General features: G+C 68.1%; 21 protein-coding genes and 1 tRNA gene. 13 read left to right on the forward strand and 9 right to left on the reverse strand.

Annotated features, from left to right (window positions below):
- Positions 1 to 43 precede the first annotated feature (43 nt).
- From hppD to mazF, 3 genes are all read left to right on the forward strand, one after another.
- Positions 44 to 1192: a 4-hydroxyphenylpyruvate dioxygenase gene (hppD, locus tag FBZ89_RS15305; RefSeq protein ID WP_246172247.1), complete on the forward strand. Its 1149-nt coding sequence runs from the start codon at positions 44 to 46 to the stop codon at positions 1190 to 1192.
- Between the two features lie 152 nt (positions 1193 to 1344).
- Positions 1345 to 1587 carry an AbrB/MazE/SpoVT family DNA-binding domain-containing protein gene (locus FBZ89_RS15310; RefSeq protein ID WP_145619310.1) on the forward strand — a complete coding sequence of 81 codons (243 nt, stop codon included), beginning with the start codon at positions 1345 to 1347 and terminating at the stop codon, positions 1585 to 1587.
- Positions 1587 to 1919, forward strand: a complete 333-nt coding sequence (gene mazF / locus FBZ89_RS15315) for an endoribonuclease MazF (protein ID WP_145750846.1) — start codon at positions 1587 to 1589, stop codon at positions 1917 to 1919. Before FBZ89_RS15310 ends, mazF begins: the two co-directional genes overlap by 1 nt.
- A 6-nt stretch (positions 1920 to 1925) precedes the next feature.
- On the opposite strand, the gene FBZ89_RS15320 is transcribed toward mazF, so the two are convergent.
- From FBZ89_RS15320 to FBZ89_RS15330, 3 genes are all read right to left on the reverse strand, one after another.
- A complete protein-coding gene (locus FBZ89_RS15320) occupies positions 1926 to 2768 on the reverse strand; it encodes a carbon-nitrogen hydrolase family protein (RefSeq protein WP_145750847.1) in 843 nt (280 codons plus the stop codon).
- Between the two features lie 2 nt (positions 2769 to 2770).
- Positions 2771 to 3052, reverse strand: coding sequence for a glutaredoxin 3 (gene grxC / locus FBZ89_RS15325; protein WP_088872197.1), 282 nt, complete (start codon positions 3050 to 3052; stop codon positions 2771 to 2773).
- Between the two features lie 101 nt (positions 3053 to 3153).
- A complete protein-coding gene (locus FBZ89_RS15330) occupies positions 3154 to 3879 on the reverse strand; it encodes a double zinc ribbon domain-containing protein (protein WP_342780618.1) in 726 nt (241 codons plus the stop codon).
- A 146-nt stretch (positions 3880 to 4025) separates the two neighbouring features.
- Between FBZ89_RS15330 and FBZ89_RS15335 the strand changes: the two genes are divergently transcribed.
- Positions 4026 to 4943 (forward strand): methyltransferase domain-containing protein, encoded by a 918-nt coding sequence (locus tag FBZ89_RS15335; protein ID WP_145750849.1) that lies wholly within the window; start codon positions 4026 to 4028, stop codon positions 4941 to 4943.
- A gap of 130 nt (positions 4944 to 5073) precedes the next feature.
- On the opposite strand, the gene mutT is transcribed toward FBZ89_RS15335, so the two are convergent.
- From mutT to FBZ89_RS15350, 3 genes are all read right to left on the reverse strand, one after another.
- A complete protein-coding gene (gene mutT, locus FBZ89_RS15340) occupies positions 5074 to 5514 on the reverse strand; it encodes an 8-oxo-dGTP diphosphatase MutT (RefSeq protein WP_211115250.1) in 441 nt (146 codons plus the stop codon).
- A 166-nt stretch (positions 5515 to 5680) separates the two neighbouring features.
- Positions 5681 to 6913: a bifunctional glutamate N-acetyltransferase/amino-acid acetyltransferase ArgJ gene (gene argJ / locus FBZ89_RS15345; protein ID WP_145750850.1), complete on the reverse strand. Its 1233-nt coding sequence runs from the start codon at positions 6911 to 6913 to the stop codon at positions 5681 to 5683.
- A 237-nt stretch (positions 6914 to 7150) separates the two neighbouring features.
- Positions 7151 to 8113 (reverse strand): peptidylprolyl isomerase, encoded by a 963-nt coding sequence (locus FBZ89_RS15350; protein WP_246172249.1) that lies wholly within the window; start codon positions 8111 to 8113, stop codon positions 7151 to 7153.
- A 499-nt stretch (positions 8114 to 8612) separates the two neighbouring features.
- Between FBZ89_RS15350 and secA the strand changes: the two genes are divergently transcribed.
- The 3 genes from secA to FBZ89_RS15370 are packed head-to-tail and all read left to right on the forward strand — an operon-like array spanning position 8613 to position 12217.
- Positions 8613 to 11369 (forward strand): preprotein translocase subunit SecA, encoded by a 2757-nt coding sequence (gene secA, locus FBZ89_RS15360; protein ID WP_145751009.1) that lies wholly within the window; start codon positions 8613 to 8615, stop codon positions 11367 to 11369.
- Positions 11370 to 11420: 51 nt separating this feature from the next.
- Positions 11421 to 11681 carry a hypothetical protein gene (locus tag FBZ89_RS15365; protein WP_145750853.1) on the forward strand — a complete coding sequence of 87 codons (261 nt, stop codon included), beginning with the start codon at positions 11421 to 11423 and terminating at the stop codon, positions 11679 to 11681.
- A 14-nt stretch (positions 11682 to 11695) separates the two neighbouring features.
- The gene (locus FBZ89_RS15370) at positions 11696 to 12217 is read left to right on the forward strand and encodes a YqhG/Tai3 family protein (protein ID WP_186457388.1); all 522 of its coding nucleotides are present in this window, start codon (positions 11696 to 11698) and stop codon (positions 12215 to 12217) included.
- A 32-nt stretch (positions 12218 to 12249) separates the two neighbouring features.
- Here the strand turns inward: FBZ89_RS15370 and greB are convergent, their stop codons facing one another.
- Together greB and FBZ89_RS15380 are read right to left on the reverse strand one after the other, a co-directional pair.
- Entirely contained in the window at positions 12250 to 12786 is a 537-nt protein-coding gene (greB, locus tag FBZ89_RS15375) for a transcription elongation factor GreB (RefSeq protein WP_145750855.1), read from the reverse strand.
- Positions 12787 to 12924: 138 nt separating this feature from the next.
- Positions 12925 to 14997 carry a methyl-accepting chemotaxis protein gene (locus FBZ89_RS15380; protein WP_145750856.1) on the reverse strand — a complete coding sequence of 691 codons (2073 nt, stop codon included), beginning with the start codon at positions 14995 to 14997 and terminating at the stop codon, positions 12925 to 12927.
- Between the two features lie 796 nt (positions 14998 to 15793).
- On the opposite strand from FBZ89_RS15380, the gene FBZ89_RS15385 reads away from it, so the two are divergent.
- The 6 genes from FBZ89_RS15385 to FBZ89_RS32050 all read left to right on the forward strand — a co-directional run bounded on the left by FBZ89_RS15385 (position 15794) and on the right by FBZ89_RS32050 (position 23582).
- Positions 15794 to 18526: a M1 family metallopeptidase gene (locus FBZ89_RS15385; RefSeq protein WP_186457389.1), complete on the forward strand. Its 2733-nt coding sequence runs from the start codon at positions 15794 to 15796 to the stop codon at positions 18524 to 18526.
- Positions 18527 to 18634: 108 nt separating this feature from the next.
- Complete coding sequence (locus tag FBZ89_RS15390; RefSeq protein ID WP_145750858.1) at positions 18635 to 18958, forward strand: heavy metal-binding domain-containing protein; 324 nt, start codon at positions 18635 to 18637, stop codon at positions 18956 to 18958.
- A gap of 157 nt (positions 18959 to 19115) precedes the next feature.
- Positions 19116 to 19475, forward strand: coding sequence for a hypothetical protein (locus FBZ89_RS15395; RefSeq protein WP_145750859.1), 360 nt, complete (start codon positions 19116 to 19118; stop codon positions 19473 to 19475).
- A gap of 101 nt (positions 19476 to 19576) precedes the next feature.
- Positions 19577 to 19653: transfer RNA gene (locus FBZ89_RS15400), tRNA-Arg, on the forward strand.
- A 205-nt stretch (positions 19654 to 19858) separates the two neighbouring features.
- The gene (polA, locus tag FBZ89_RS15405) at positions 19859 to 22864 is read left to right on the forward strand and encodes a DNA polymerase I (protein WP_145750860.1); all 3006 of its coding nucleotides are present in this window, start codon (positions 19859 to 19861) and stop codon (positions 22862 to 22864) included.
- Positions 22865 to 23258: 394 nt separating this feature from the next.
- Positions 23259 to 23582 carry a type II toxin-antitoxin system RelE/ParE family toxin gene (locus FBZ89_RS32050; protein WP_145750861.1) on the forward strand — a complete coding sequence of 108 codons (324 nt, stop codon included), beginning with the start codon at positions 23259 to 23261 and terminating at the stop codon, positions 23580 to 23582.
- Here FBZ89_RS32050 and FBZ89_RS15415 read toward each other — a convergent pair.
- Entirely contained in the window at positions 23561 to 24160 is a 600-nt protein-coding gene (locus FBZ89_RS15415) for a thiamine phosphate synthase (protein WP_425465959.1), read from the reverse strand. The two genes, FBZ89_RS32050 and FBZ89_RS15415, sit on opposite strands and share 22 nt — an antisense overlap.
- Positions 24161 to 24165 lie beyond the last annotated feature (5 nt).

Genomic DNA, 24165 nt, shown 5'->3' on the forward strand with positions numbered 1-24165 from the left:
TCATCAGGGGGATTGTTGCTTCTAACAGGGAGAGCGACCCGCCATGTCCACCCCGACCGCGCCCACCCCGACCACCTCCTCCTCCGCGTCCTCCCCCGTCGCCGAGGCCGTCGCCGGCGGCGACCTGTGGGAGAACCCGCTGGGCACCGATGGCTTCGAGTTCGTGGAATATACGGCGGAGGACACCGAGGCCCTGGGCCGCCTGTTCGAGGCCATGGGCTTCACCAAGGTGGCCCGCCACCGCTCCAAGAACGTGGTGCTGTACCGCCAGGGCGACATCAACTTCATCGTGAACGCGGAGCCGGACAGCCTGGCCCAGCGCTTCGCCCGTGAGCACGGCCCCAGCGCCTGCGCCATGGCCTTCCGCGTGAAGGACGCCGGCGAAGCCCTGAAGCACGCCGTGGCCCAGGGCGCCAAAGAGGTGAAGGGCACCGTCGGCCCCATGGAACTGAACATCCCGGCCATCGAGGGCATCGGCGGCAGCCTGCTTTACCTGGTGGACCGCTACAACAGCCCCAGCATCTACGATATCGACTTCCTGCCCATCGAGGGCGCCGACCAGAACCCCGTGGGCGCCGGCCTGAAACTGATCGACCACCTGACCCATAACGTCCGCAAGGGCCGCATGGACCCGATCTCGGAATTCTATGGCAAGATCTTCGGCTTCCGCCAGATCCGCTACTTCGACATCACGGGTGAGTACACGGGCCTGACCAGCCGGGCGCTGACCGCCCCCTGCGGCAAGATCCGCATCCCGATCAACGAGTCGAAATCCGAGCAGGGCGCCGACAAGCTGGACCAGATCCAGGAATTCATCGAGGCCTACAAGGGCGAAGGCATCCAGCACATCGCCCTGCTGACCGATGACATCATCGCCACCTGGGACACGCTGAAGGCCGCCGGCGTGAAGTTCATGACGCCGCCGCCCGACACCTATTACGAGATGCTGGAAGAGCGCCTTCCCGGCCACGGCCAGCCGGTGGAGGAACTGAAGAAGCGCGGCATCCTGCTGGACGGCAAGGACAACCGCTATCTGCTGCAGATCTTCACCGAGACGGCCATCGGCCCGATCTTCTTCGAGATCATCCAGCGCAAGGGCGACGAGGGCTTCGGCGAAGGCAACTTCCGCGCCCTGTTCGTCAGCATGGAGCGCGACCAGATCCGCCGCGGTGTGCTGAAGGTCGCTGAATAAGGTCTGTTCCGGCAGCAAAACGAAGGGCGGCATCCGCAGGGGTGCCGCCTTTTTCGTTGGACCCTGTCCACGCCTCAGGTCCGGTGACGTTGACAACGCGCCCGTCTACGCTAACGTATCGACATTGTCTCGACGTCACGGAAGGGCCGAGCATGCGCGTGACCGTAAGAAAATGGGGAAACAGCGCCTCAGTCCGCATTCCCGTGGCGATCATGGAAGCGGTGGGACTGGAGGTCGACGCCACAGTCGATATTCGGGAAGAGGGCAACCGCATCGTGATCGAGCCGGTGCGCAAGGACGATTACGACCTGGCGGATTTGATTGCCGGCATAACCCCGGAAAATCGCCATGTCGAAGTCGACTACGGACCATCGGTCGGCAAGGAAATCCCGTAATGGGCTACATCCCGGATGCCGGGGATGTCGTGTGGCTGCAATTCAATCCGCAAGCGGGGCATGAGCAGGCCGGACACCGGCCGGCCGTGGTCTTAAGCCCCGCAGCCTACAATCGACGCGCCGGCTTGATGCTGTGCTGCCCGATGACAACACAGATCAAAGGCTATCCCTTCGAAGTGTTGATCGGTCCAGACAAGAAGCAGGCAGTCTTGGCCGACCAGGTGAAAAGCCTGGACTGGCAAGCCCGGCAGGCTGAGTTCAAAGACAAGATCGGCGAAGCGGAACTATCGGAGGTTCGCCGCAAGGCCTCAGCCCTCATCGGTAAGCCCTGAATCCCCTCACGGCCCCTCGAACGCCCGGTCGTGCTGCAGGCTGGGCACCATGCTCCGCGCCTCGTCCACCTTGGACAGGTCCAAATCGGCCACCAGCACGCCCGGGGCCTCGCCGCCGGCGTCGGCCAACACCTCGCCCCAGGGGCTGACGATCAGGGCGTGGCCGTAGGTGGCGCGGCCGCCGTCGTGGAGGCCCACCTGGGCCGGCGCCAGGATCCAGCAGCCCGTCTCGATGGCGCGGGCGCGCAGCAGCACATGCCAGTGGGCGCGGCCGGTGGGGACGGTGAAGGCGCTGGGCACGGTGATGAGGCGGGCCCCGGCCCTGGCCAGGGCGCGGAACAGCTGGGGAAAGCGCACGTCGTAGCAGACGGTGAGGCCCAGGCCGCCCCAGGGGGTGTCGACCACGCGGGCGCTGCCGCCGGGGCGGAAGGTGGCGCTTTCGCGATACCGCTCCCCGTTCGCCAGCTCCACATCGAACATGTGCAGCTTGTCGTAATGAGCCAGGACCTGGCCGGCCGGGTCGATGACGAAGCAGCGGTTGGCCGCGCGGCCATCCTTCGTCAGGCAGGCCAGGGTACCGGTCATGAGCCACAGCCCGGTTTCGGCCGCCAGCTCACGGAACCGGCTGAGCGCCGGGTGCGCCTCTTCCGCGAAGGCACCGGCCAGCACCCGCTCGCGGCCCTGGACCATACGGGCCACGTTCTCCGGCAGGGTGGCGAATGCCGCCCCCTGGTCCTTGGCCTGGCGCAGCAGGCGGGCCGCCGCGTCCATGTTGGCCGCGATCTCCGGCCCGGCGGTCATTTGCAGGACCGCCGCGCGCAAGACGCCAGAGAAGGGGGCGACCGTCATCTTCAGGCGGTGCCGGAGGCCAGCTGATCCAGGCCCAGCTTGGCGTTCAGCTTGCCGGCGCGGTCCAGGGCGTGGATGTCGTCGCTGCCGCCCAGGCCCTCGCCATCCACGAAAATCTGGGGCACCGTGGTGCGGCCATCGGCGCGCTGGATCATCTCGGGCTTGCGCGACGGGTTGGCGATGACGTCGATCTCCTCATACTGCACGCCTTTGCTGTCCAGCAGGCGCTTGGCGCGGTGGCAGTACGGGCAGTAGGGGCTGGTGTAGATCTCAACGCGGGGCATGGGCCCAAACTCCTGAGGAAATGATTTACCTGAAATATTGGCGCATCGGCGGCGCAGCGCCAAGGGTGGGTGCGCAACCCAGCCCTGATTTTAGAGTGTTTCTAAATATCTTCCGCCTTCAGCACCCGGGCCAGGGCGAGCACCTCCACCCCCACGGCACCCGCCCGCAACAGCACCCGGGCGCACTCCGCCACGGTGGCACCGGTGGTGTAGACGTCATCCACCAGCACCACGCGCAGCCCCTGGACCGACCGGCCGGGGCGCAGGGCGAAGGCGCCCGCCACGTTGCGCGCCCGCCCCTCCCGCGACAGGCTGCCCTGGCTGGGCGTGCGGCGGCGGCGGACCAGCAAGTCGGGCACCGCTTTCACCCCGCTGAGAGCCCCCAGCCGCGCGGCCAGCAGGGCCGCCTGGTTGTAGCGCCGGGCGAACAGGCGCCAGCGGTGCAGCGGCACCGGCGCCACCAGATCGGCCACGGCCAGCAACTCCCCGCCGGCGCGCGCCATCCAGCCGGCGAACAGGGGGACGGCTTCCGTCCGGTCGCCATGCTTGAAGCCCAGGATCAGGGGGCGGCTGGCGTCGTCGTACAGCACGGCGGCGCGCAGCCGGCCGAAGGGCAAGGGCGCGGCGACACAGATGGCGCACAGGGCGTCGGCGCCCATGTCGTGGGGAAAGGGCCGGCCGCAGGCGGCGCATTGCGGCGCCGTGATGAAGCTGACGCCCCGCCAGCAGGTGCCGCACAGCGTGCCGGCGGCGGCCACCGCCTCGCCACAGCCCAAGCAGCGCGGCGGCAGTACCAGGTCGAGCAGGCGCACGCCGGTGTCGCGCACCCTAGCCCCCATCGCGGCCCCTATCGCCCGCCCCCAATCGCCCATGCGCGCATGTCCTCCAAGAAGCACGCGCCATGATAGCGCAAAGCCGCGCGTACCCCGTAAATTCCTGTTGCTCCGGCCAAGGAAGGGCCTATACCGGCCCCATGAGCGACGCCGACAGCATGACCGTGTTCAATCGCCGCCGCGTGCGGGCCCATCGCGACCGGGCCGCCGCCGGGTGGACCGGCTTCGATTTCCTGAAGGCCGAGGTGGTCGGCCGCCTGGTGGAACGACTGGCCGACATCAAGCGCGACTTCCGCGTCGCCCTGGACCTGGGCTGCCATGGCGGGGAGGTGGCGCAGGCCCTGGCGGCCGTGCCCAGCATCGCCCAGGTGGTGGCGACGGATCTGTCGCCCCGCTTCGCGGCCGAGGCGGCCAAGCGCATGCCCGGCCTGCCCACGGTGGCGGCGGATGAGGAGTTCCTGCCCTTCGCCGAGGGCAGCTTCGACCTGGTGGTCAGCGCCCTCAGCCTGCATTGGGTCAACGACTTGCCTGGCGCCCTGATCCAGGTCCGCCGCGCGTTGAAGCCCGACGGCCTGTTCCTGGGCGCCATCCTGGGCGGCGAGACGCTGTTCGAGCTGCGCCGCAGCCTGATGGAGGCCGAAATGGACCTGATGGGGGGCCTGTCGCCCCGCATCAGCCCCATGGCCGAGGTGCGCGACGCCGGCGGCCTGCTGCAGCGCGCCGGCTTCGCCCTGCCGGTGGTGGACAGCGACATGCTGACCGTCAGCTATCCCCACGCCTTCCGCCTGATCCAGGATCTGCGCGGCATGGGCGAGACCAACGCCGTGCTGGACAGCCGCAAGGCCGTCAGCCCCAGCGACCTGTTCACCCGGGCCGCGGAGCGTTACCAGGACCTGTACCCCGATGGCGAGGGCGGCATCGAGGCCAGCTTCCAGGTGCTGTACCTGGCCGGCTGGGCCCCCGACGACAGCCAGCAGAAGCCCCTGCGCCGCGGCAGCGCCAAGCTGCGCCTGGCCGACGCGCTGGGTACGGAAGAAATCAATCCGCTGAAGAACTGATTGGGACGCGGGCTCACAGCCGCTCAGACAGAACCTGGATCACCGTGCCCCACCCCACCAGTTTGGCCCCCTCCTGGATGCGCCACTCGCGACCGGGATAAAGCTGGCCATCGTTCGCTCCAGGCGTCGGCTACAGCAGATCGCGCAGCATGGCCACCAGCGGCACGTCGGCGGGGGGCATGGGATAATCGTTCAGCTGGTCCACCCGCGCCCAGGCCAGGGACTGGCCTTCCAGGGGCTGGGGCGTGCCCTGCCAGACGCGGCAGACGTAAAGCGGCATCAGCAGGTGGAAGGTCTCGTACCGGTGGCTGGCGAAGGTGAAGGGCGCCAAGCAGCTGGTGCGCGTGTCGATGCCCAGCTCCTCCCGCAGTTCCCGCACCAGGGCCACCTCCGGCGTCTCACCCGGATCGACCTTGCCGCCAGGGAACTCCCATAGGCCCGCCAGGGACTTGCCCGGCGGACGCTGCGCCAGCAGCACCCGCCCGTCGGCGTCGATCAGGGCCACGGCGGCGACCAGCACGGTACGCACCGGATCCGTCGGTTCAGACTGTCCGTTCCAGCATGGGGTCATCTCATCCGCCACAGCACTTCCTCCAAATAATCAGCGGCATGAGGTCGTCTCATGCCGCTGTAGGACGCGACGGCGTCCGCCGGAGATTTTCGGGGAACGCAGTGGACTGAAAATCGAGGACAAGGCAAGCGGGCGGATGCCCGCGCCCGCCGCCTGAGGGAATACCTTAACTCCGGTAACTCCCATTAATGTCGATATAGCCGTGGGTCAGGTCGCAGGTCCACACGGTGGCCTTGCCCCGGCCCAGGCCCAAATCGACCTGGATGTCGATCTCCTGCCCCTTCATGTGGGCGGCCACCGGCGCCTCGTCATAGCCGGGGACCTCCATCCCGTTGGCACAGATCTGCACGCCGCCGATGCTGATGACCAGCTTGTCACGGTCGGCCTTCTCACCGGCGCGGCCCACGGCGGCGACGATGCGGCCCCAGTTGGCGTCCTCACCCGCCACGGCGGTCTTCACCAGGGGAGAGTTGGCGACGGTCAGGGCGATGCGCTTGGCCGCCTGGTTGCTGGTGGCACCGGTCACGGTCAGGGTCACGAACTTGGTGGCACCCTCGCCATCGCGCACGATCTGCTGGGCCAGATCCAGGCAGATGGCGTCCAGCGCCTTGGCGAAGGGGCGCAGGCGCGGGTCGGTCGCGTCGGTGATGGGGGCGTTGCCGGCCTGGCCCGTGGCGACCAGGATCACCGTGTCGCTGGTGGAGGTGTCGCCGTCCACCGTCACGCAGTTGAAGCTGCGGTCGGTGGCGCGCGACAGCAGCTTCTGCAGCACCGGCGCGGCGATGGCGGCGTCGGTGAACAGGAAGCCCAGCATGGTCGCCATATCGGGGGCGATCATGCCGCTGCCCTTCGCGAAGCCGTTCAGGGTCACCGTCTTGCCGTCGATGACGCAGGTGGCCACCGCCCCCTTGGGGAAGGTATCGGTGGTCATGATGGCACGGGCGGCCGCGTCCCAACTGCCGGCGTCCAGCTTGGCCCAAGCGGCGCCAAGGTGCTGGGCGATCATGTCGGCCGGCAGGGGCTGGCCGATGACGCCGGTGGAGGCGACGAAGACCTCCTCCGGCTTGCAACCCACCAGTTGGGCGGCGGTGGCCACCGTCTCGGACACCAGCGACTCGCCGGCGGCACCGGTGAAGGCGTTGGAATTGCCGGAGTTCACCACCAGGGCGCGGGCACTGCCGCCCGCCAGGCCCCGGCGGCACCAATGCACGGGCGCGCTGGCGGTCAGCGAGCGGGTTAGCACGCCGGCCACGGTGGTGCCGGGTGCCAGCTCGGCCACCATCAGGTCATCCCGGCCCTTGTAGCGGATGCCGCAGTTGTACGCCGCCAGGCGGACGCCGGCCACGGGGGACAGGGTGGGGAAAGCGTCGGGCGCCAGGGGGGAAACCTTGAGGGCCATGGGGAATCGCTCCGTTGAAGGCGAACGGTTCGGATGGGGGGCCGCCCGGAGAAGGGCCGGGCAAACGGCGCAGAAAATAGGCCGAAATCCATGACGAATAAAATCGAAAACGGACTTCCCGTGCTTAAGCGGAACGCGGACAGCAAAAGGGCGCAAGACCGCCACCGGCGATGCTTGCGCCCTTCGCTAGCGTGACGGCGCGGGAAGGGAAATCATCCCCGCGCCTTCCCACCCGCCTTACTGCTTGGCGGGGGCGGCCGGCTTGGCGGCGGCCGGCGGCGGGGCCAGGGAAATGGCCTGCTTGCCAGTGATGTCGAAGGCCTCGACCTTGGCACCCTTGCGCAGCTCATCCACCACCTGGGCGGCCAGATCCTGGGCCTCGGCCTGGGCGACCTGGCCCTTCACCTGCTCGAACGGCGGGGCCTGGCGCTTGCGACGGTCCTCAACCTTGATCACGTGCCAACCGAAATCGGTCTTCACCGGGGTCTTGCTGACCTCGCCCGGCTTCATGGCGAAGGCGGCGTCGGCGAAGGGGGCGACCATGTCACCCTTGGTGAAGTAGCCCAGGTCACCAGCCGAAGCGGCGGAGTTCTTGTCGATCTGCTGCTCGGACGCCAGCTTGGCGAAATCGGCGCCGCCCTGGATCTGCTTGATCAGCGCGTCGGCCTCTTCCTTGGTCTTTACCAGGATGTGCCGGGCGCGGACCTCGTCCTCGGCCGGCATGGCCTTCACCATCTCGTCGTACTTCTTCTTCAGCAGCGCCTCGTTCATGCGGGCGTCGACCTGCTTGCGGATGTAGGCCTGCTGCACGAAGCGCTCTTCAGCGTGCTTCAGCTCGGTCTTCACTTCCTTGCTGTCCTGCAGCTTGTCCTTGTAGCCGGCATCCGTCAGCAGACGGGCGGTCACCAGGTTCTCCAGAACGCGCGGGTAGGCTTCGTTCAGGTGAATCTGCTGCTGGGTCTGGGCCGGCAGCTGGCTGTATTCGGCCAGCACTTCCGACCGGTGGATTTCCTTGCCGTTGACACGGGCCACCACCGGATCGTCCGCGGCCTGGGCCGGCGCGCTGGCAGCCGGGGAGCCGGCGGCCGGCGCCGCGGCGGGAGCGGCAGCCTTGGCCGGGGTGTCAGCGGCCAGGGCGGTGCCGGCCAGGGACCCGAAAGCCGCGGTCAGCAGCGCGGCACGCAACATCTTCACATACATGGAGCTGAATTCCTCGAGGACTGGGGCTGCATCAAAAAACGGCGCGATGCTAGGGACCAGGGACGGCCACGCCGTAGCACTGCCGGGCCCTTCTTCGGCTGTCGCGCCATAAAACACGGGGGGCGCCCCCATCGCAAGGTGGGACAGCGCCGGATACCCACCCAGAACGTGTCCTGATGCCGCACCCGGCCCCCCAAAGCACAGGCTAGGCGCCGTGCCCGGCAACGGTCCCCGGATACCGCATTCCCTTGGGCATCAAAGCGGTTGGAAAGCAGGCGGATCATGCTATGGTCCAGCCCCGCGCGTGTGGGGGATTTGACGCGGCAGGTGGGACCGGTATCGCGGTACCGGAAACGGCGGGGCTTCATTGACCGCCGGGCCCTGCCACCTTATCTCACAAGGCGCATGGGGGGCCTTATCCAAAAGGGCCCCATGTCCCGCGCGGCCGGGCTGGATGATCCGGCCGGTTTTCCCCGTGTTCGTTCTCTTCGAGGTTTTCATGTTCGGTTCCATCGCCCGCAAACTGTTCGGCAGCGCCAACGAGCGCGTTGTCAAAAGCTTGCGGAAGGACGTCGACGCCATCAACGCGCTGGAGCCGAAGCTGGTATCGCTGTCCGACGACGAGCTGCGCATGCGCACCGACTGGCTGCGCGACCGGCTGGCCAAGGGCGAGACGCTGGACGACATCCTGCCCGACGCCTTCGCCACCGTGCGCGAGGCGGCCAAGCGCGCCATCGGCCAGCGCCATTTCGACGTGCAGCTGATGGGCGGCGTCGTCCTGCACCGCGGCCGCATCGCCGAGATGCGCACCGGCGAAGGCAAGACCCTGGTGGCGACCCTGGCGGTGTACCTGAACGCCCTGGAAGGCAAGGGCGTGCACGTCGTGACCGTGAACGATTACCTGGCCAAGCGCGACAGCGGCTGGATGAGCCGAATCTATGGTTTCCTGGGCCTGACCACCGACTGCATCGTCCACGGCCTGGATGATGACGAGCGCCGCCGCGCCTACGCCGCCGACATCACCTACGGCACCAACAACGAGTTCGGCTTCGACTACCTGCGCGACAACATGAAGTTCCGCCTGGACGACATGGTCCAGCGGCCCTTCAACTTCGCCGTGGTTGACGAGGTGGACAGCGTGCTGGTGGACGAGGCGCGCACCCCGCTGATCATCTCCGGCCCCTCCACCGACGGGTCCGAGCTGTATGCCGCCGTGGACACGGTCATCCTGCGCCTAGTCGACGCGGACTATGAAAAGGATGAGAAGGCCAAGTCCGTCAACCTGACGGAAGAGGGTACCGAGAAGGTCGCCCAGATCCTGACGGAGATGGACCTGCTGAAGCAGGGCGACCTGTACGACATCCACAACATCACCCTGGTCCATCACGTGAACCAGGCCCTGCGCGCCCACAAGCTGTTCACCCGCGACGTGGACTACATCGTCAAGGATGACAAGGTCATCATCATCGACGAGTTCACGGGCCGCATGATGGATGGCCGCCGCTATTCCGAGGGCCTGCACCAGGCCCTGGAGGCGAAGGAACATGTGACCATCCAGCGCGAGAACCAGACGCTGGCGTCCATCACCTTCCAGAACTATTTCCGCCTGTACCCCAAGCTGGCCGGCATGACCGGCACGGCCATGACCGAGGCGGCGGAATTCGCGGAGATCTATAATCTGGACGTGGTCGATATGCCGACCAACCTGCCCGTCCAGCGCATCGACTACGATGACGAGGTCTACCGCACGGCGCGCGAGAAGTACGACGCCATCGTCAAGCTGGTGAAGGAGTGCCAGGAGCGCCAGCAGCCCATCCTGGTCGGCACCATCTCCATTGAGAAGTCGGAACTGCTGTCCGACCTGCTGAAGAAACAGGGCATCCCGCACAACGTGCTGAACGCCCGCTATCACGAGCAGGAAGCCTACATCGTCTCCCAGGCCGGCCGGCCGGGCGCCGTCACCATCGCCACCAACATGGCGGGCCGCGGTACCGACATCAAACTGGGCGGCAACGTCGAGATGCGCATCGAGTACGAGCTGGGGGAAGTGACCGACCCGGCCGAGCGCGCGCGGCGCATCCAGCAGATCGAGGAAGAGGTGGCGGCCGCCAAGGACGTGGCGCTGGCCGCCGGCGGCCTCTACGTCGTGGGCACGGAGCGGCACGAAAGCCGGCGCATCGACAACCAGCTGCGCGGCCGCTCGGGCCGCCAGGGCGACCCCGGCGCCTCGAAGTTCTTCCTGTCGCTGGAAGACGACCTGATGCGCATCTTCGGATCGCAGCGCATGGACACCATGCTGCAGCGCCTGGGTCTGCAGGAAGGCGAGGCCATCATCCACAGCTGGATCAACAAGGCGCTGGAAAAGGCCCAGAGCCGGGTTGAGGCCCACAACTTCGAAATCCGCAAGAACCTGCTGAAGTACGACAACGTCATGAACGACCAGCGCAAGGTCGTCTATGAGCAGCGTCGCGAAATCATGGCCGTCGACGACATCAAGGAAACCGTCGAGGACATGCGCCAGGACACCATCAACACCCTGGTGGCCAAGGCCATTCCGGCCAATTCCTATGCCGAGCAGTGGAACATGGACCAGCTGCACGAGGACGTGGTGCGCGTCCTGGCGCTGGACGTGCCGGTGCAGGAATGGGGCAAGGAAGAAGGCATCGCCGAGCTTGAGATCGAGCAGCGCCTGATGAAGGCCGCCGCGGAGGCCTACGCCGCCAAGGAGGCCAGCTACGGACCGGAAATCATGCGCTCCATCGAGCGCAGCCTGCTGCTGCAACTCCTGGACCAGTCGTGGAAGGACCACCTGCTGTCGCTGGACCATCTGCGCCAGGGCATCAACCTGCGCGCCTATGGCCAGCGCGACCCGCTGAACGAATACAAGCGCGAAGCCTTCAACCTGTTCGAGGAGCTGCTGGACAGCCTGCGCGAGCAGGTGACGCAGGTGCTGATGCGCGTGCAGTTGCAGGTCGCCCAGCCGCCGCTGGACCCGAACGATTTCCCGCCCCAGGAAATGCAGGAGACCCGCATCGACCCGGCCTTCCCGCCCCCTGGCCTGCCGCCGGTCGATGAGCCCCTGCCCCCAGGCATGGTGCGGGCCAGCACCGGCCTGGGTTATGGCGCCGTGAACATGCCGCAATCGACCCAGGTGGGCGGCCAGGACCCGGACACCTGGATGAACACCCCCCGGAATTCCCCCTGCCCCTGCGGCAGCGGGCTGAAGTACAAGCATTGCCATGGCCGCGCCCCGTAAGGGGTGGGGCCCGACAACCCGCCTTTACGTTGAAGAAGAAAGGCTGAGGCCATGCCGGATGCCGAGGACATGACGCCGGAGGATGACAGCCACCGCCCGGCGCCGCCCGTCAACGAGGACATCGTGGAGCGGCTGCGCCGCCGCGCCGAACGGGCCCGCGACCGCTATCCCGACCATGCCGGGGACCCGGGCACCCTGGTCGGGGGGTTGATCGAGGATTACGAGGCCGCCGCGCAAGAGATCGAGCGCCTGCGCGCCGCCCTGAAGGATATCGCCCGGCGGTCGCTCGCCGGCATGCGGCCGGAACTATGAGGCGGGCGGGCCGCTTGCCCGCAATGGGCTCGGTGGCCCTCAGCCTGCTAGCCCTACCGCCGGCGGCCGGCGCCGAGGCGCCGCGATCGACACCCCGGGCCATCGTAGAGGCGCTGTATCGGCCATACCTCGTCGATCCGCATGCCGAAAAAGATACGACTATCGATTCGGTCGCCCAGGTCCGGCGCCACGCCACCCCGGCGCTGGCGCGGTTGCTGGACGCCGACCGGGCTTGCGAGAAGCGCACCCAGGGGATTTGCGCCCTGGATTTCGACATCATCATCGACGGCCAGGACTGGGAGCTGTCCGGTTTCGGCCTGGAGGCCGAGGCGGCGGGCGACACGGCCACGGTGACGGCCCGCTTCAACAACATGGGGCCCCGCGTCCTGGCCTACCATTTCGCGCGGACCGGCGGACGCTGGCTGATCGACGACGTGGTCATCCTGAAGGACAACGCCAGCGCCGCCGACCATCCGTGGTCGCTGAAGGACACTCTGACGGCGGAGTATGACACGACGGCCCGGAAGCACCGCTGAGGACCATCCTCCCCGGCCGCCACCCCGGCCCTTCAGTCGGGGTAGCGGATCTCCAGGATCTCCACTTCTTCCGGCCCCTTGGGCGTGCGCACGGTGACGACATCGCCCACGCGTGCCTTCATCAGCGCGCGCGCCACCGGCGACACCCAGCTGATGCGGTGGCGATCCATGTCCACCTCGTCCCGGCCGACGATGGTGACGGTCATGCGACCGTCGTCTTCATCGGCATAGGTGACGGTGGCGCCGAAGAAGACCTGGGAACGGTTCTTCTGCAGCTGGGGGTCGACAACCTCGGCGCTTTCGATGCGCTTGGTCAGGAAGCGGATGCGCCGGTCGATCTCGCGCAGCCGTTTCTTGCCGTAGAGGTAGTCGCCGTTCTCCGACCGGTCGCCATTGCCGGCGGCCCAGGACACCACCTCCACCACCTTGGGCCGTTCCACCCTCAGCAGCTGATGGCGTTCGTCCCGCATGCGGTTGAAGCCTTCCGGCGTCATATAGTTCTTGGCGCCCGCCGGCAGGGGCGGCAGGTCGTCCTCGTCATCGTCGTCTAGATCGGGCGTGGCGTTCATGAGGTCACTTCGCTAACTACCCCCGCCCTCTAGCGCACCCGGAGTGCCGCGACAAGACCGTGACTGCGATCGCCGCAGGTTTCCAGGGAACGTGGACTGGAAACCAAAGCTAGCCTAGCGGGCAAACGCGCGCGCCCCTCACATCTCCCGCAACGCCTTCATGAAGCCTTCCACCGCCTGGTTCAGGCGGCCGGCCTCGCGGGTCAGGCTGCCGGCGGTGTCCAGCACCTCGCCCGCCGTGCTGCCGGCCACACCGGTGGCATCGGTCAGGGAGGACAGGGTGCGGCTGACGTGGTCGGTGCCGTCGGCGGCCTCGGCCACGTTGCGGGCGATCTCACGGGTGGCGGCGCCTTGCTCCTCCACCGCGGCGGCGATGGCGGCGGCGACCTCGTTCACCTCGTGGATGGTGGTGCCGATACGTTCCATGGCGGCGACGCTGAGGCCCGTGCGCTGGCCGATGTCCTGGACATAGCGGGTAATCTCCTCCGTGGCCTTGGCCGTCTGGCCGGCCAGGGTCTTGACCTCGGAGGCCACGACGGCAAAGCCCTTGCCGGCCTCACCCGCCCGCGCCGCCTCGATGGTGGCGTTCAGGGCCAGCAGGTTGGTCTGCCCGGCGATGTCGCTGATCATCTGCACCACGGCGCCGATGCGGTCCGACGCCTCGGCCAAGCCGCCGATGGTCTGGCCCGTGGTGGTCGCCTCTGCCACCGCGCGGGCGGCGATGGCCTTCGAGCGTTCGACCTGCCGGCCGACCTCATCCACCGAGGCCGCCAGTTCCTGGGCGGCGGCGGCCACCGTCTGCACGTTGCTGGAGGTCTGGCTGGCGGCGGCCTGCACGTCCTGGGCCTGCGTGCAGGCGGTGCCGGTGTTGTCGGTCAGGGTGCGGGCATCGCCCTCCAGCGTGTGGGCGGCACTGGTAACGGCGGCGGCCACCCCATGCACGTCGGTCTCGAACGCGGCGGCCAGGCGGGCCTGACGCGTCACCACCGACCAGGTCATCATGGGCCCGACGTAGCGGCCGTCGGTATCGCGGACGGCGGCCACGCGCAGCTCCAGCTCCTCGTTATCGCCCCCCTGTGCATTCCCGCCAACGTTCTCGAGGGTCAGGCGACCCTGCCAGGGCAGGCGGGCGGGGTTCTTCACCACCTCCAGCAACGGGGCGGGGTCGGCATGGAACAGACCGATCCCGGCGCCCACCGGCGTGCCGCCGGCCAACGGGCGCGGCAGGGGGGCGCCCAGCGTCTTCAGCGTGCCCAGGCTGGCGGCGTTGGCATAGGTGATGCGGAAATTCTGGTCGGCGTCGGCCAGCAGGACATTCAGCGGCATGTCGTCCACCATCTGCTTCAGGCGGAAGACGTCGGCCACCACGCCGCGCAGGGCGCCCGCGGCGCGCAGCATGCGCCCGATCTCATCCCGGCGCTGGGTGGGGCGAATCTCCACCGTGGTGTCGTTGGCCGCCAGGCGTTCCAGCAGGCGGGCCACCAGCAGGGCGGGACGGCCCACCCAGCGGCTGGCCAGCCACCAGGCGGCCAGGCCCAGCACCACGGCCAGGGTGACGCTGGCCACCAGGATGCTGGTCTTCAGATGCTCCACCGCCTCGGCGAAGATGCGCTTCTGGATGCCGGTGTACAGCACACCCACGGTATGGCCGCCGGCGTCCTTGATCGGGTCGTACGCGGTGTAGAAGGGCACGCCCAGGATGTCGGCCTCACCGCGATAGGCCTCGCCCCGGCCGACGACGGCGTCGTAGGCGGCGTTGTGGTCCAGCGCGGTGCCGACGGCACGGCTGCCATCCGGCTTCATGACGTTGGTGGCGATGCGCACCATCTCGCCATTCTTGGCGGCGAAGATGGTGGCGGTGCCGCCCACCAGGCGCTTAACCGTATCGACGGCGGCGACGTTGTTCTCCAGCGCGGTGTCGCCGGCGTACAGGCGCCCGTCCTTGAGGCTGTAGCCCTTGCCGTAACCTTCCAGCACGTGCCAGGCCACCTGCATGTTGGCGTCCTGCCGGTCCTTGGCCAATTCCATGGTGAAGCCCGCCAGCAACACGTGGCTGATGCCCAGGCTGACCACCGTCAGCAGGGTCACGGCCCCCACGATCAGCAGGGCGATGCGCGCCGCCACCGACACGGCGAAACGTTTGCGGGCCCGGTTGGAAATGGACGGGGTGTCGGCAGCCAATGGGGCCGTCGAGGACTGGGCTTGGAACATGGCGATACTTCCCAAATGCGGCGCCCACGAGGGCGCTGGAGGGCGCGCACGGGCGAGAACGACAGCGAAATTTGAAATGCCGGCTAGAGCGATCCCGATCAGCCCGCGAACCGCGGAGCTGACTTTCGGAAGGCAACTTTCAATATAGGCCGCTGGGAGTTTAGTCCAGGGACAAGCCCATGCGAATTTTGAAGACTAGACCATCAGTTGGAACGACCGGCTAACCCGCTCGCCTTTGAATTTTCTTTTAACTCTCGGGCACCTTCATCACCAATCGCTAATCTCTTTGCGGTTTTGCTATCAGCGCACCAGATCATGTCGGTATTCTTTGTTAAGTAACACTTGCTGAATCAGCAGAAAATCGATTGCCCAGCCTAACTAATCAGGCATCGAGGCCGACCTTTGGGAAAGATGAGGTTGACATATCATCCACCGCCCTCCGCTAAATCCTGTCCGAAGAGCCCGGGCCAACGCCGAGAAGCGGTGTCAGCGGGCGACAGGTTTGCGACCGGGTCTGCGTTCTTCTGTCGCATCCCACCGCGAATTGCCGGCCCAACGTGGCGATTTCAGCATGGGGACAGCGCTTACCTTGAAAGTCGATGGATATAGTATCCACCACACACCAACCCCGCCGCCCTCGGCAGGCGGCGCCCCTATCGGCCGGGAAGTCCGCAATTGAACTGCGGGGTGGACGCAGGCACACTCCGCGTCAAAGCGTAAAGCGCCCCGCAGTGGCGCCACGCAATACAAGCGTAGGAGTGGCTGTATGCCCCTGGCCCCGACTAATTTCAAAGGCATGCTCAAAATTGTTCTGGCGACGACTGCGTCCCTATGCCTCATCCCCACGGTTAGTCTAGCGGCCAACGGCCGACTGCCGGGCAACATTTCACCCCTGCACTATGACCTGACGGTCATCCCCAACATCGAGGCCTCGACCTTCGCCGGTGAGGTGCATATCGACATCGACGTGGCCACGGCCACCCCCACGGTGGTGCTGAACGCGGAAAGTCTGAGCCTGGACCGCGTGACCATCGACGGCAACCCCGCCACCGGCGTCACCTTGGACAAGGGCGGCCAAACGGCCACCCTAACGGCGGCATCCCCCCTGCCCCCCGGCCATCACACGGTGGACATCGCCTACCGTGGCCAGATCGAGAAGTCGGCGCGCGGCCTGTTCCAGCTGGAGTACGCCACGGATGTTCCAGGAAATGGCAAGGGGGACGCCAGCGTGCCGGCCCGCATGCTGTCCACCCAGTTCGAGGCCGGCGACGCCCGCCGCTTCCTGCCCTGCTGGGACGAGCCCTCGGCCAAGGCCACCTTCACCCTGTCCATCATGGCGCCCCAGGGCCAGATGGCCGTGTCCAACATGCCGGTGAAGGCGGACGAGGCCATGGCCGACGGCCGCCACCTGGTGCATTTCCAGCCCACGCCGCGCATGTCCAGCTATCTGCTGTTCGTGGCCGTGGGCGACCTGGAGCGCGCCACCGCCAAGGCCGGCGATGTGGAGATCGGTGTGGTTGTGCGGCGCGGGTCGGTGGACAAGGCGCGCTTCGCGCTGGAGACGGCCGCCGCCATCCTGGCCCGCTACAACGACTATTTCGGCACGCCCTACCCCCTGCCCAAGCTGGACTTCATCGCCACGCCCGGCGCCGGCGGCTTCGGCGCCATGGAGAACTGGGGCGCCATCATGTCGTTCGAGAAGGACATGCTGCTGGACCCGGCCCTGGCCACCGAGAAGGCCCGGCAGCGCGTGTTCCAGGTGGTGGCGCACGAGATGGCGCACCAGTGGTTCGGCGACCTGGTCACCATGGCCTGGTGGGACGACCTGTGGCTGAACGAGGGCTTCGCCTCATGGATGGAGGCCAAGGCCATGGACGCCCTGCATCCCGACTGGTCGCCCTGGCTGGTGGCCATGCCGGCGATGGAACGGGCCAAGCGCCTGGACGCCCGCGCCGCCACCCACCCGGTGGTGCAGACCATCAATTCCGTGGCCGAGGCGGATGAGGCCTTCGACGACATCACCTATGACAAGGGCCAGGCCGTCATCCGCATGGTGGAGGCGACGGTGGGCGAAACCGTATTCCGTGACGGGGTGCGCCGCTATATGAAGCGCCACGCCTACGGCAACGCCACCACCCGCGACCTGTTCAAGGCGGTGGAGGAGGCGGGCGCCAAGGACGCGCTGCGCATCGCCACCGATTTCATCACCAAACCCGGCATCCCCCTGGTATCGGTCAGCGCCACCTGCGGCGCCGACGACAGCCCCAAGCCGCATAAGGGCAGGAAGGGCGCCAAGGAAACGGCGCCGGCCGTGGTAGCGGGGGGCGGCACGCAGGTCAGCCTGCGCCAGGCGCGCTTCGCCACCGAGCCGGTGACCATCCCCGACCAGTACCATCTGAGCGACCGGCTGTGGGCCATCCCCGTGCCGCTGGCGACGGTGGGCGGCGGCGCCAGCGGGGGCACCGGTTCCCAGACGCACAGCCTGCTGACGGCCCTGACGGGCAAGGCCGCCGTGCCCGGCTGCGGGCCCCTGCTGGCCAATGCCGGCCAGACCGGCTATTTCCGCACGGCCTATACCGAGCCGGCGTTCAAGGCCCTGGTGGACCATGTCGACCGGCTGGCGCCCATCGACCAGCTGGGCCTGATGTACGACAGCGCCGCCCTGGGCGAGGCGGGGCAGATGGCCATGAGCGACAGCCTGTCCCTGATCCGCGCCCTGCGCCCGGACGCCGACCCGTCGGTATGGGAACAGGCGGCCGATTACCTGCGCGACGTGGACGGCTATTACGCCGGCAAGCCCGGCCAAGCCGCCTTCCGCGCCTTCGCCCGCGGCGTGCTGGCGCCGGTGCTCTCCACCATCGGCTGGGACCCGCAGCCGGGCCAGGGCGACAAGGTGGGCCTGACCCGCGCCGCCCTGATCCGCGCGCTCAGCGGTTTCGACGCCCCCGAAACGCTGACGGAGGCGGAACGGCGCCTGGCGGCCGACGGCACCGACCCCACGGCCCTGCCCCCCGGCATCCGCCTGGCCGTCATCACCGCCGTGGCGCAGCACGCCGATGCCGCCACCTTCGACCGGCTGCACACCCTGGCGTCCAGCACCACCGACGCGCTGGCCCGCCGCCAGCTGTACGGGGCCCTGGGGGCGGTGCGCGACCCCGCCCTGGCGCAGAAGGTGTTGGACCTCAGCCTGACGCCGGAGGTGGGCACCACCATCGCGCCGCAGTTGATCCTGGCCGTGGCCGACACCAACCCCGACCTGGCCTGGCGCTTCGTCACGGCCCACGTCGACGCGGTGGAGGCCACGCTGGACCAGATGCAGCGCTATGAGTTCTTCGCCGGCGTGGCGCGCCGCTCGTCCGATCCGGCGCGCATCGGCGAGCTGAACGCCTATGCCGAAGCGCACGTGCCGGCCACCGCCCGCCAGGGTGTCGCCAAGGCCGCGGGTGAAATCGCCTACCGGGCCAAGGTGGCGCAGGAGCGGCTGCCCCAGGTGGACGGCTGGCTGGCCACGCTGCCGGCCACGCACTGACCGGAAACGGCCCCCGCCCGCCACGGCGGGGGCCACCCTGACCGAACGCGCTCATGGCGTGGGACCGCGCCCGGGCGTAAGCTTTCCCTCACAGGACAGGAGTGCCGCATGCTGGTGGTGACGACGGAGGCCGTGCCCGGACACCGGGTCGTGGCCGTGAAGGGCCAGGTGTTCGGTGTGGTGGTACGCAGCCGGGGTTTGGCCGGCAACTTCATGGCCGGCCTGCGCACCCTGGTGGGCGGTGAGATCCACGAATACACCCAGATGCTGGAGGAAGGCCGCCGCCAGGCCATCGACCGCATGGTCACCAATGCCGGCGCCATGGGGGGCAACGCCGTTGTCATGATGCGCTTCGACAGTTCCGAGATCGGCGAGACCATGAGCGAGATCGTCGCCTACGGCACCGCCGTGGTGCTGGAGCCCGCCGCCTGAGTCTTACGAAAGGAAAGCCCGCTTCAAGGAAAGCCTGAGTACCGCCATCAAGCAGAGGGGCCCGACGCCCCGGACGCCCGCCACGGACCGCCGCCCCGCCGCCGATCCGGGCACGCCCGCCGCCAGGGCCCCCGAACAGGGGAAGGAGACGTCCATCATGTCCGTGCTGCATGTCCATTTCGGTCCCACCCGGCACCGCCGTTCCCACCTGCGCCAGCCCGCCTGCACCTGGCTGATGATCGGCAGCGCCCTGGCCTTCGCCGCCACCCTGGCCGTCTGGTTCATGGATATGGTGACGGTGTTCCCCATCGGCCTGCTGGTCGGCACCGGCGTGCTGTGCCTGGCCGCCTGTGTCGAGCGCGTCGCCTACAAGCCGCTGATGACCGGCCTGCCCGGCCCCGGCTGGCAGGATACGGGCGAGCGCTTCACCGACCCCGGCACCGGCGCCCCCGTCGCCGTCTACTACAACGCCGCCCGCCTGGAACGCCGCTACGTCCGGTTGGACCGGGCGCCCTGAGCGGCGCCCCCACCCAACACCTACCATAGCGTTTGCATTGCCCGGAACTTGCCTGTATGGTGCGCGCCGCGCCGCCGGAAACCCGGCGTGCCGCCCGGCATGGACCCGTAGCTCAGCTGGATAGAGCGCTGCCCTCCGAAGGCAGAGGTCGTACGTTCGAATCGTATCGGGTCCGCCACCGCTTTCAAATAGTTGCTTGATCTCTTTGGCTGGCGCTTCGCCCGCCTGTTCGCGTGTTGGGCCGCATTTGGGACACTGCGGGGGCGGGACCTCGACCGTCGCCACCCTCGACAGCCCCGCCCCAAATCGGCCATGGTGCGCTCCCGGGATGCCCGCGTTCATGCGCCCGTCCCACCCCGCCCGTTACGCTGAAGATGCCCGCCATGGCCGACACCACCGACGCGCCCGCCGCCGCGACCGCCGCCATCCCCGTTCCGCCGGATGCGCCCACGCCCGTAACCGGTGTCCCGGCCGTGCCGGGCGAGGTGAAGGAAACGCTGTACTTGGTGGACGGCTCGGGCTTCATCTTCCGCGCCTATCACGCCCTGCCGCCGCTGAACCGGCCGGACGGCACGCCGGTGAACGCGGTGCTGGGCTTCACCAACATGCTGATGAAGCTGCTGGCCGACGTGAAGGTGCACTCCGTCGCCGTCATCTTCGACAGCAAGCGGGAGAATTTCCGCAACGCCATCTATCCGGACTACAAGGCCCACCGCCCGCCGCCCCCGGAAGATCTGATCCCGCAGTTCGACCTGATCCGCCAGGCGGTGGACGCCTTCAACCTGCCCTGCCTGCACCTGGAGGGGTATGAGGCCGACGATCTGATCGCGACATACGCCCGCCTGGCGCGCGAGGCGGGGCGAGACTGCGTCATCGTCTCGTCCGACAAGGACCTGATGCAGTTGATCACCGATGGCGTCGGCCTGCTGGACCCGATGAAGAACAAGAGCGTCGGCCGGGACGAGGTGCTGGAGAAGTTCGGCGTGGCGCCGGAACTGGTGGTGGACGTGCAGTCCCTGGCCGGCGACAGCGTGGACAACGTGCCGGGCGTGCCGGGCATCGGCGTCAAGACCGCCGCCCAGCTGATCACGGAATACGGCGGGCTGGACGCCCTGCTGGAGCGCGCGCACGAGATCAAGCAGCCCAAGCGGCGCGAGGCCCTGACCGTGCATGCGGAGATGGCCCGCATCTCCCGCCAGTTGGTGAAGCTGGAGGCCCATGTGCCGGTGCCCGAGCCGCTGGAGAACCTGACGGCGCGCAAGCCCGACCCCGAGCGCCTGATCGGCTGGCTGCGCGAGCAGGGCTTCCGCTCCGCCATCCAGAAGGTCGAGAACGACATCCTGAAGGCCAATGGCGGCGGCAGTGCGGGCGGCAGTGGCGCCCCGGCCCTGACGCTGGAGGCCACGGCCAGTGGCGGCGGGGCGGAGCAGCGCACCGACGCCGTGCGCGCCGCCTACAACAGCCGTTTCTACAGCACCGAGGTCGCCCCCATCGGGGAGCCCAAGATTCCCGCCCCCACCGAGATCGCGTACGAGCTGGTGCAGGACGCCGCCGTGCTGAAGCGCTGGATCGATGAGGCGACGCTGGCCGGCACGGTGGCCATCGACACCGAGACCGACGGCCTGTACCCCGACCGGACCAAGCTGGTGGGCTTCTCCCTCTCCCACACGCCGGGCCGTGCCTGCTACGTGCCCCTCGCGCACATCAACCCGGACGCCCCGAACCCACAAGCCGGCGGCTTCGATTTCGGCGAGGCGCCGCCCCCGCCGCCGCAGATTCCGCTGGACGAGGCCCGCGCCCTGCTGGCGCCGCTGCTGGCCGACCCGTCGGTGCTGAAGGTGGGCCATAACCTGAAGTTCGACATCCGGGTGCTGGCCCGCCACGGCTTCGCCCCCGGCCCGGCCGCCATCGCGCCGGTGGACGACACCATGCTGCTGTCCTACGCCCTGGGCGCCGGCGCCCACGGCCACGGCATGGATGAGCTGGCGCAGCGCCACCTGGGCCACACCTGCATCACCTTCGACGAGGTGACGGGGACGGGCAAGAACCGCATCACCTTCGACCGCGTGCCCCTGGACCGCGCCTGCGCCTACGCGGCGGAGGATGCGGACATCACCCTGCGCCTGCACCAGGTGCTGAAGGCCGACGTGCTGCGCCGACACCTGGTGACGGTGTACGAGACGTTGGACCGCCCGCTGACGCCCGTGGTCGCGACCATGGAAGAGGCCGGCATCCTGGTGGACCGCGCCATGCTGGCCGAGCTGTCGCGCGATTTCGCCGGCCGTCTGGCGGCGCTGGAACAGGAAATCCATGCCCTGGTGGGCCACCCCTTCAACGTCGCCAGCCCCAAGCAGCTGGGCGAGGTGCTGTTCGACGAGATGGGCCTGCCCGGCGGCAAGAAGGGCAAGACCGGCGCCTATTCCACCGACAGTTCCGTGCTGGAGCCCCTGGCCGAACAGGGGGTGGAGGTGGCGCAGAAGGTGCTGGACCACCGCCAGCTGGCCAAGCTGAAATCCACCTACACCGACGCGCTGCAGGAGGAGATCAACGCCAACACGGGCCGCGTGCACACCAGCTTCGCCCTGGCCGCCACCGCCACCGGGCGCCTCAGCTCTACCGATCCGAACCTGCAGAACATCCCCATCCGCACGGAGGAGGGGCGCAAGATCCGCCGCGCCTTCGTGGCGCCGGAGGGCCATGTGCTGCTGTCCGTGGACTACAGTCAGATCGAGCTGCGCCTGGTGGCGGAGATCGCCTGCGTGCCGGCCCTGAAGCAGGCCTTCACCGAGGGCATCGACATTCACGCCATGACGGCGAGCCAGGTGTTCGGCGTGCCGCTGGACCAGATGACATCCGAGATCCGGCGCAAGGCCAAGGCCATCAACTTCGGCATCATCTACGGCATCTCCGGCTTCGGCCTGGGGCGGCAACTGGGCACCGGCGCGGGTGAGGCCGGGGCCTTCATCAAGCAGTACTTCGAACGCTTCCCCGAACTGGCCGGCTATTTCGAGAAGACCAAGGCCGAGGCCAAGGAAAAGGGCTACGTCACCACCCTGTTCGGTCGCCAGTGCTGGATCCAGGGCATCAAGGAAAGCAACGCCGCCCGCCGCGCCTTCGCCGAGCGCCAGGCCATCAATGCCCCCATCCAGGGCACGGCCGCCGACATCATCCGCCGCGCCATGGCCCGCATCCCCGCCGCGATGGCCAACGCCGGGCTGGCCGGCCGCATGCTGCTGCAGGTGCACGACGAACTGCTGTTCGAAGTGCCGGTGGCGGAGGTGGACGCCACCATCCCCGTAGTGCGCCAGGTGATGGAGGGGGCGGCCAGCTTGAGCGTGCCCCTGGTGGCCGAGGCCGGCACCGGGCGCAGTTGGGGCGAGGCGCACTAGTTCGGGGTCTCGGGCGCCGGCGGGAGCCTCCGCCGTCCTTGGCAAAATGGGCTGCGACCATCATCTCTGGATGGGCGATGCCATGGTCAGTGGAATGGACTATCATCGCCCCGTACCGAATCCAGCCGCCCGGAGCCTCTCATGGCAAACTCCACCGTTGGCACCCTTCGCCGTGACGAGCTGCCTGCCAGCTTGGCGGAGGGCCTGGACGCCGGAAAGCCGACCGACCTGTACCGGGTGGAGGTGCGCCGCATCCCCCCCCCCGTGAGGCGGAACAAATCGAACGATTGCGCCAATACAGCCAGGCAGCGATTGATCAGTTGGACGCCGGGTTGGGCACGGTGGAAACCAAGGAATCGCTGAAGGCGGAGTTTCGCACCCGTCACGGCTCTTGATGGCAAAGGTTGTCTTCTCTCCGCTTGCGAAAGAGGACCTCCGCCAGATTTGGTCATACATCTACACGGAAAACCCGAAGGCGGCCGATGACCTGATCGATGCCGTTTTCCATTTTGCGGAGAAGTTCGCGGATTTTCCCAAGCTGGGCCGGGATTTGGGCGATGTCACCGCTGGATTGCGGAGTTTCCCCGTCGCCAAATCTTACGTGGTCCTCCATCGCGTAACCGGCCGCGTCGTCCAAATCCTCCGCTTGGTTCACGGGCAAAGGGATTTCGACGCGATCTTTGACGGGTTCAAGGATCAAGGCCCCCCAATATCGTAATCATCCCAGGCCGCCAGCAGCTCCCCGACCATGGCGCCGGGGTCGCTTGCGCGCATGACCGTGCCCATGACTGCCAGGCCGGCAGCGCCGGCCGTGCGGGCCTGCGCCGCGTTGGCGGGGGTGAGTCCGCCCAGGGCCACGGCGCCGGGCAGGCGGGACAGCGCCTGGGGGCCCAGGGCGGGACCATAGCCGGGCTTGGACGCGGTCTCGAAAATGGGGCTGAGGGTGGCGTAGTCGGCGCCACCGAGGCCTTCCTCCGGATGATGGCGCGAGATGCCCACCAGGGCCCGTGGTCCCAGGCGGGCCCGGGCCGCCGCCACGTCGCCGCCCGCCCCGAGATGCACGCCGTCGCACAGTACCGCCGCCGTCAGGTCACCATGCACCGTCAGCAGGGCGCCATGGTGGCGGGCGATGGGTCGCAACTGGCGCACCAAATCCAACCGCTCGCAGGGGGCCAAATCCTTCTCCCGCACGCTGGCCCAGCGGCAACCGGCGGCGAAGACCCGGTCCAGCAACCGCGGCAAGGGCATGCTCGCTTGGCGGCGGTCGGTGATGACCAGCAGCGCGGGATATGGCAACTCCA

The sequence above is a fragment of the Nitrospirillum amazonense genome, assembly GCF_007828045.1.
Taxonomy (GTDB): domain Bacteria; phylum Pseudomonadota; class Alphaproteobacteria; order Azospirillales; family Azospirillaceae; genus Nitrospirillum; species Nitrospirillum amazonense_C.

Coding starts and splice junctions, on each gene's coding strand:
- argJ (WP_145750850.1), bottom strand. CDS start 6,913: ATGGCCCTCAAGGTTTCCCCCCTGGCGCCCGACGCTTTCCCCACCCTG.
- FBZ89_RS15365 (WP_145750853.1), top strand. CDS start 11,421: ATGCCGGATGCCGAGGACATGACGCCGGAGGATGACAGCCACCGCCCG.
- grxC (WP_088872197.1), bottom strand. CDS start 3,052: ATGCCCCGCGTTGAGATCTACACCAGCCCCTACTGCCCGTACTGCCAC.
- mazF (WP_145750846.1), top strand. CDS start 1,587: ATGGGCTACATCCCGGATGCCGGGGATGTCGTGTGGCTGCAATTCAAT.
- greB (WP_145750855.1), bottom strand. CDS start 12,786: ATGAACGCCACGCCCGATCTAGACGACGATGACGAGGACGACCTGCCG.
- FBZ89_RS15350 (WP_246172249.1), bottom strand. CDS start 8,113: ATGTATGTGAAGATGTTGCGTGCCGCGCTGCTGACCGCGGCTTTCGGG.
- secA (WP_145751009.1), top strand. CDS start 8,613: ATGTTCGGTTCCATCGCCCGCAAACTGTTCGGCAGCGCCAACGAGCGC.
- FBZ89_RS15385 (WP_186457389.1), top strand. CDS start 15,794: ATGCTCAAAATTGTTCTGGCGACGACTGCGTCCCTATGCCTCATCCCC.
- FBZ89_RS15335 (WP_145750849.1), top strand. CDS start 4,026: ATGAGCGACGCCGACAGCATGACCGTGTTCAATCGCCGCCGCGTGCGG.
- hppD (WP_246172247.1), top strand. CDS start 44: ATGTCCACCCCGACCGCGCCCACCCCGACCACCTCCTCCTCCGCGTCC.
- FBZ89_RS15310 (WP_145619310.1), top strand. CDS start 1,345: ATGCGCGTGACCGTAAGAAAATGGGGAAACAGCGCCTCAGTCCGCATT.
- FBZ89_RS15395 (WP_145750859.1), top strand. CDS start 19,116: ATGTCCGTGCTGCATGTCCATTTCGGTCCCACCCGGCACCGCCGTTCC.
- mutT (WP_211115250.1), bottom strand. CDS start 5,514: ATGACCCCATGCTGGAACGGACAGTCTGAACCGACGGATCCGGTGCGT.
- polA (WP_145750860.1), top strand. CDS start 19,859: ATGGCCGACACCACCGACGCGCCCGCCGCCGCGACCGCCGCCATCCCC.
- FBZ89_RS15390 (WP_145750858.1), top strand. CDS start 18,635: ATGCTGGTGGTGACGACGGAGGCCGTGCCCGGACACCGGGTCGTGGCC.
- FBZ89_RS15320 (WP_145750847.1), bottom strand. CDS start 2,768: ATGACGGTCGCCCCCTTCTCTGGCGTCTTGCGCGCGGCGGTCCTGCAA.
- FBZ89_RS15380 (WP_145750856.1), bottom strand. CDS start 14,997: ATGTTCCAAGCCCAGTCCTCGACGGCCCCATTGGCTGCCGACACCCCG.
- FBZ89_RS32050 (WP_145750861.1), top strand. CDS start 23,259: ATGGCAAAGGTTGTCTTCTCTCCGCTTGCGAAAGAGGACCTCCGCCAG.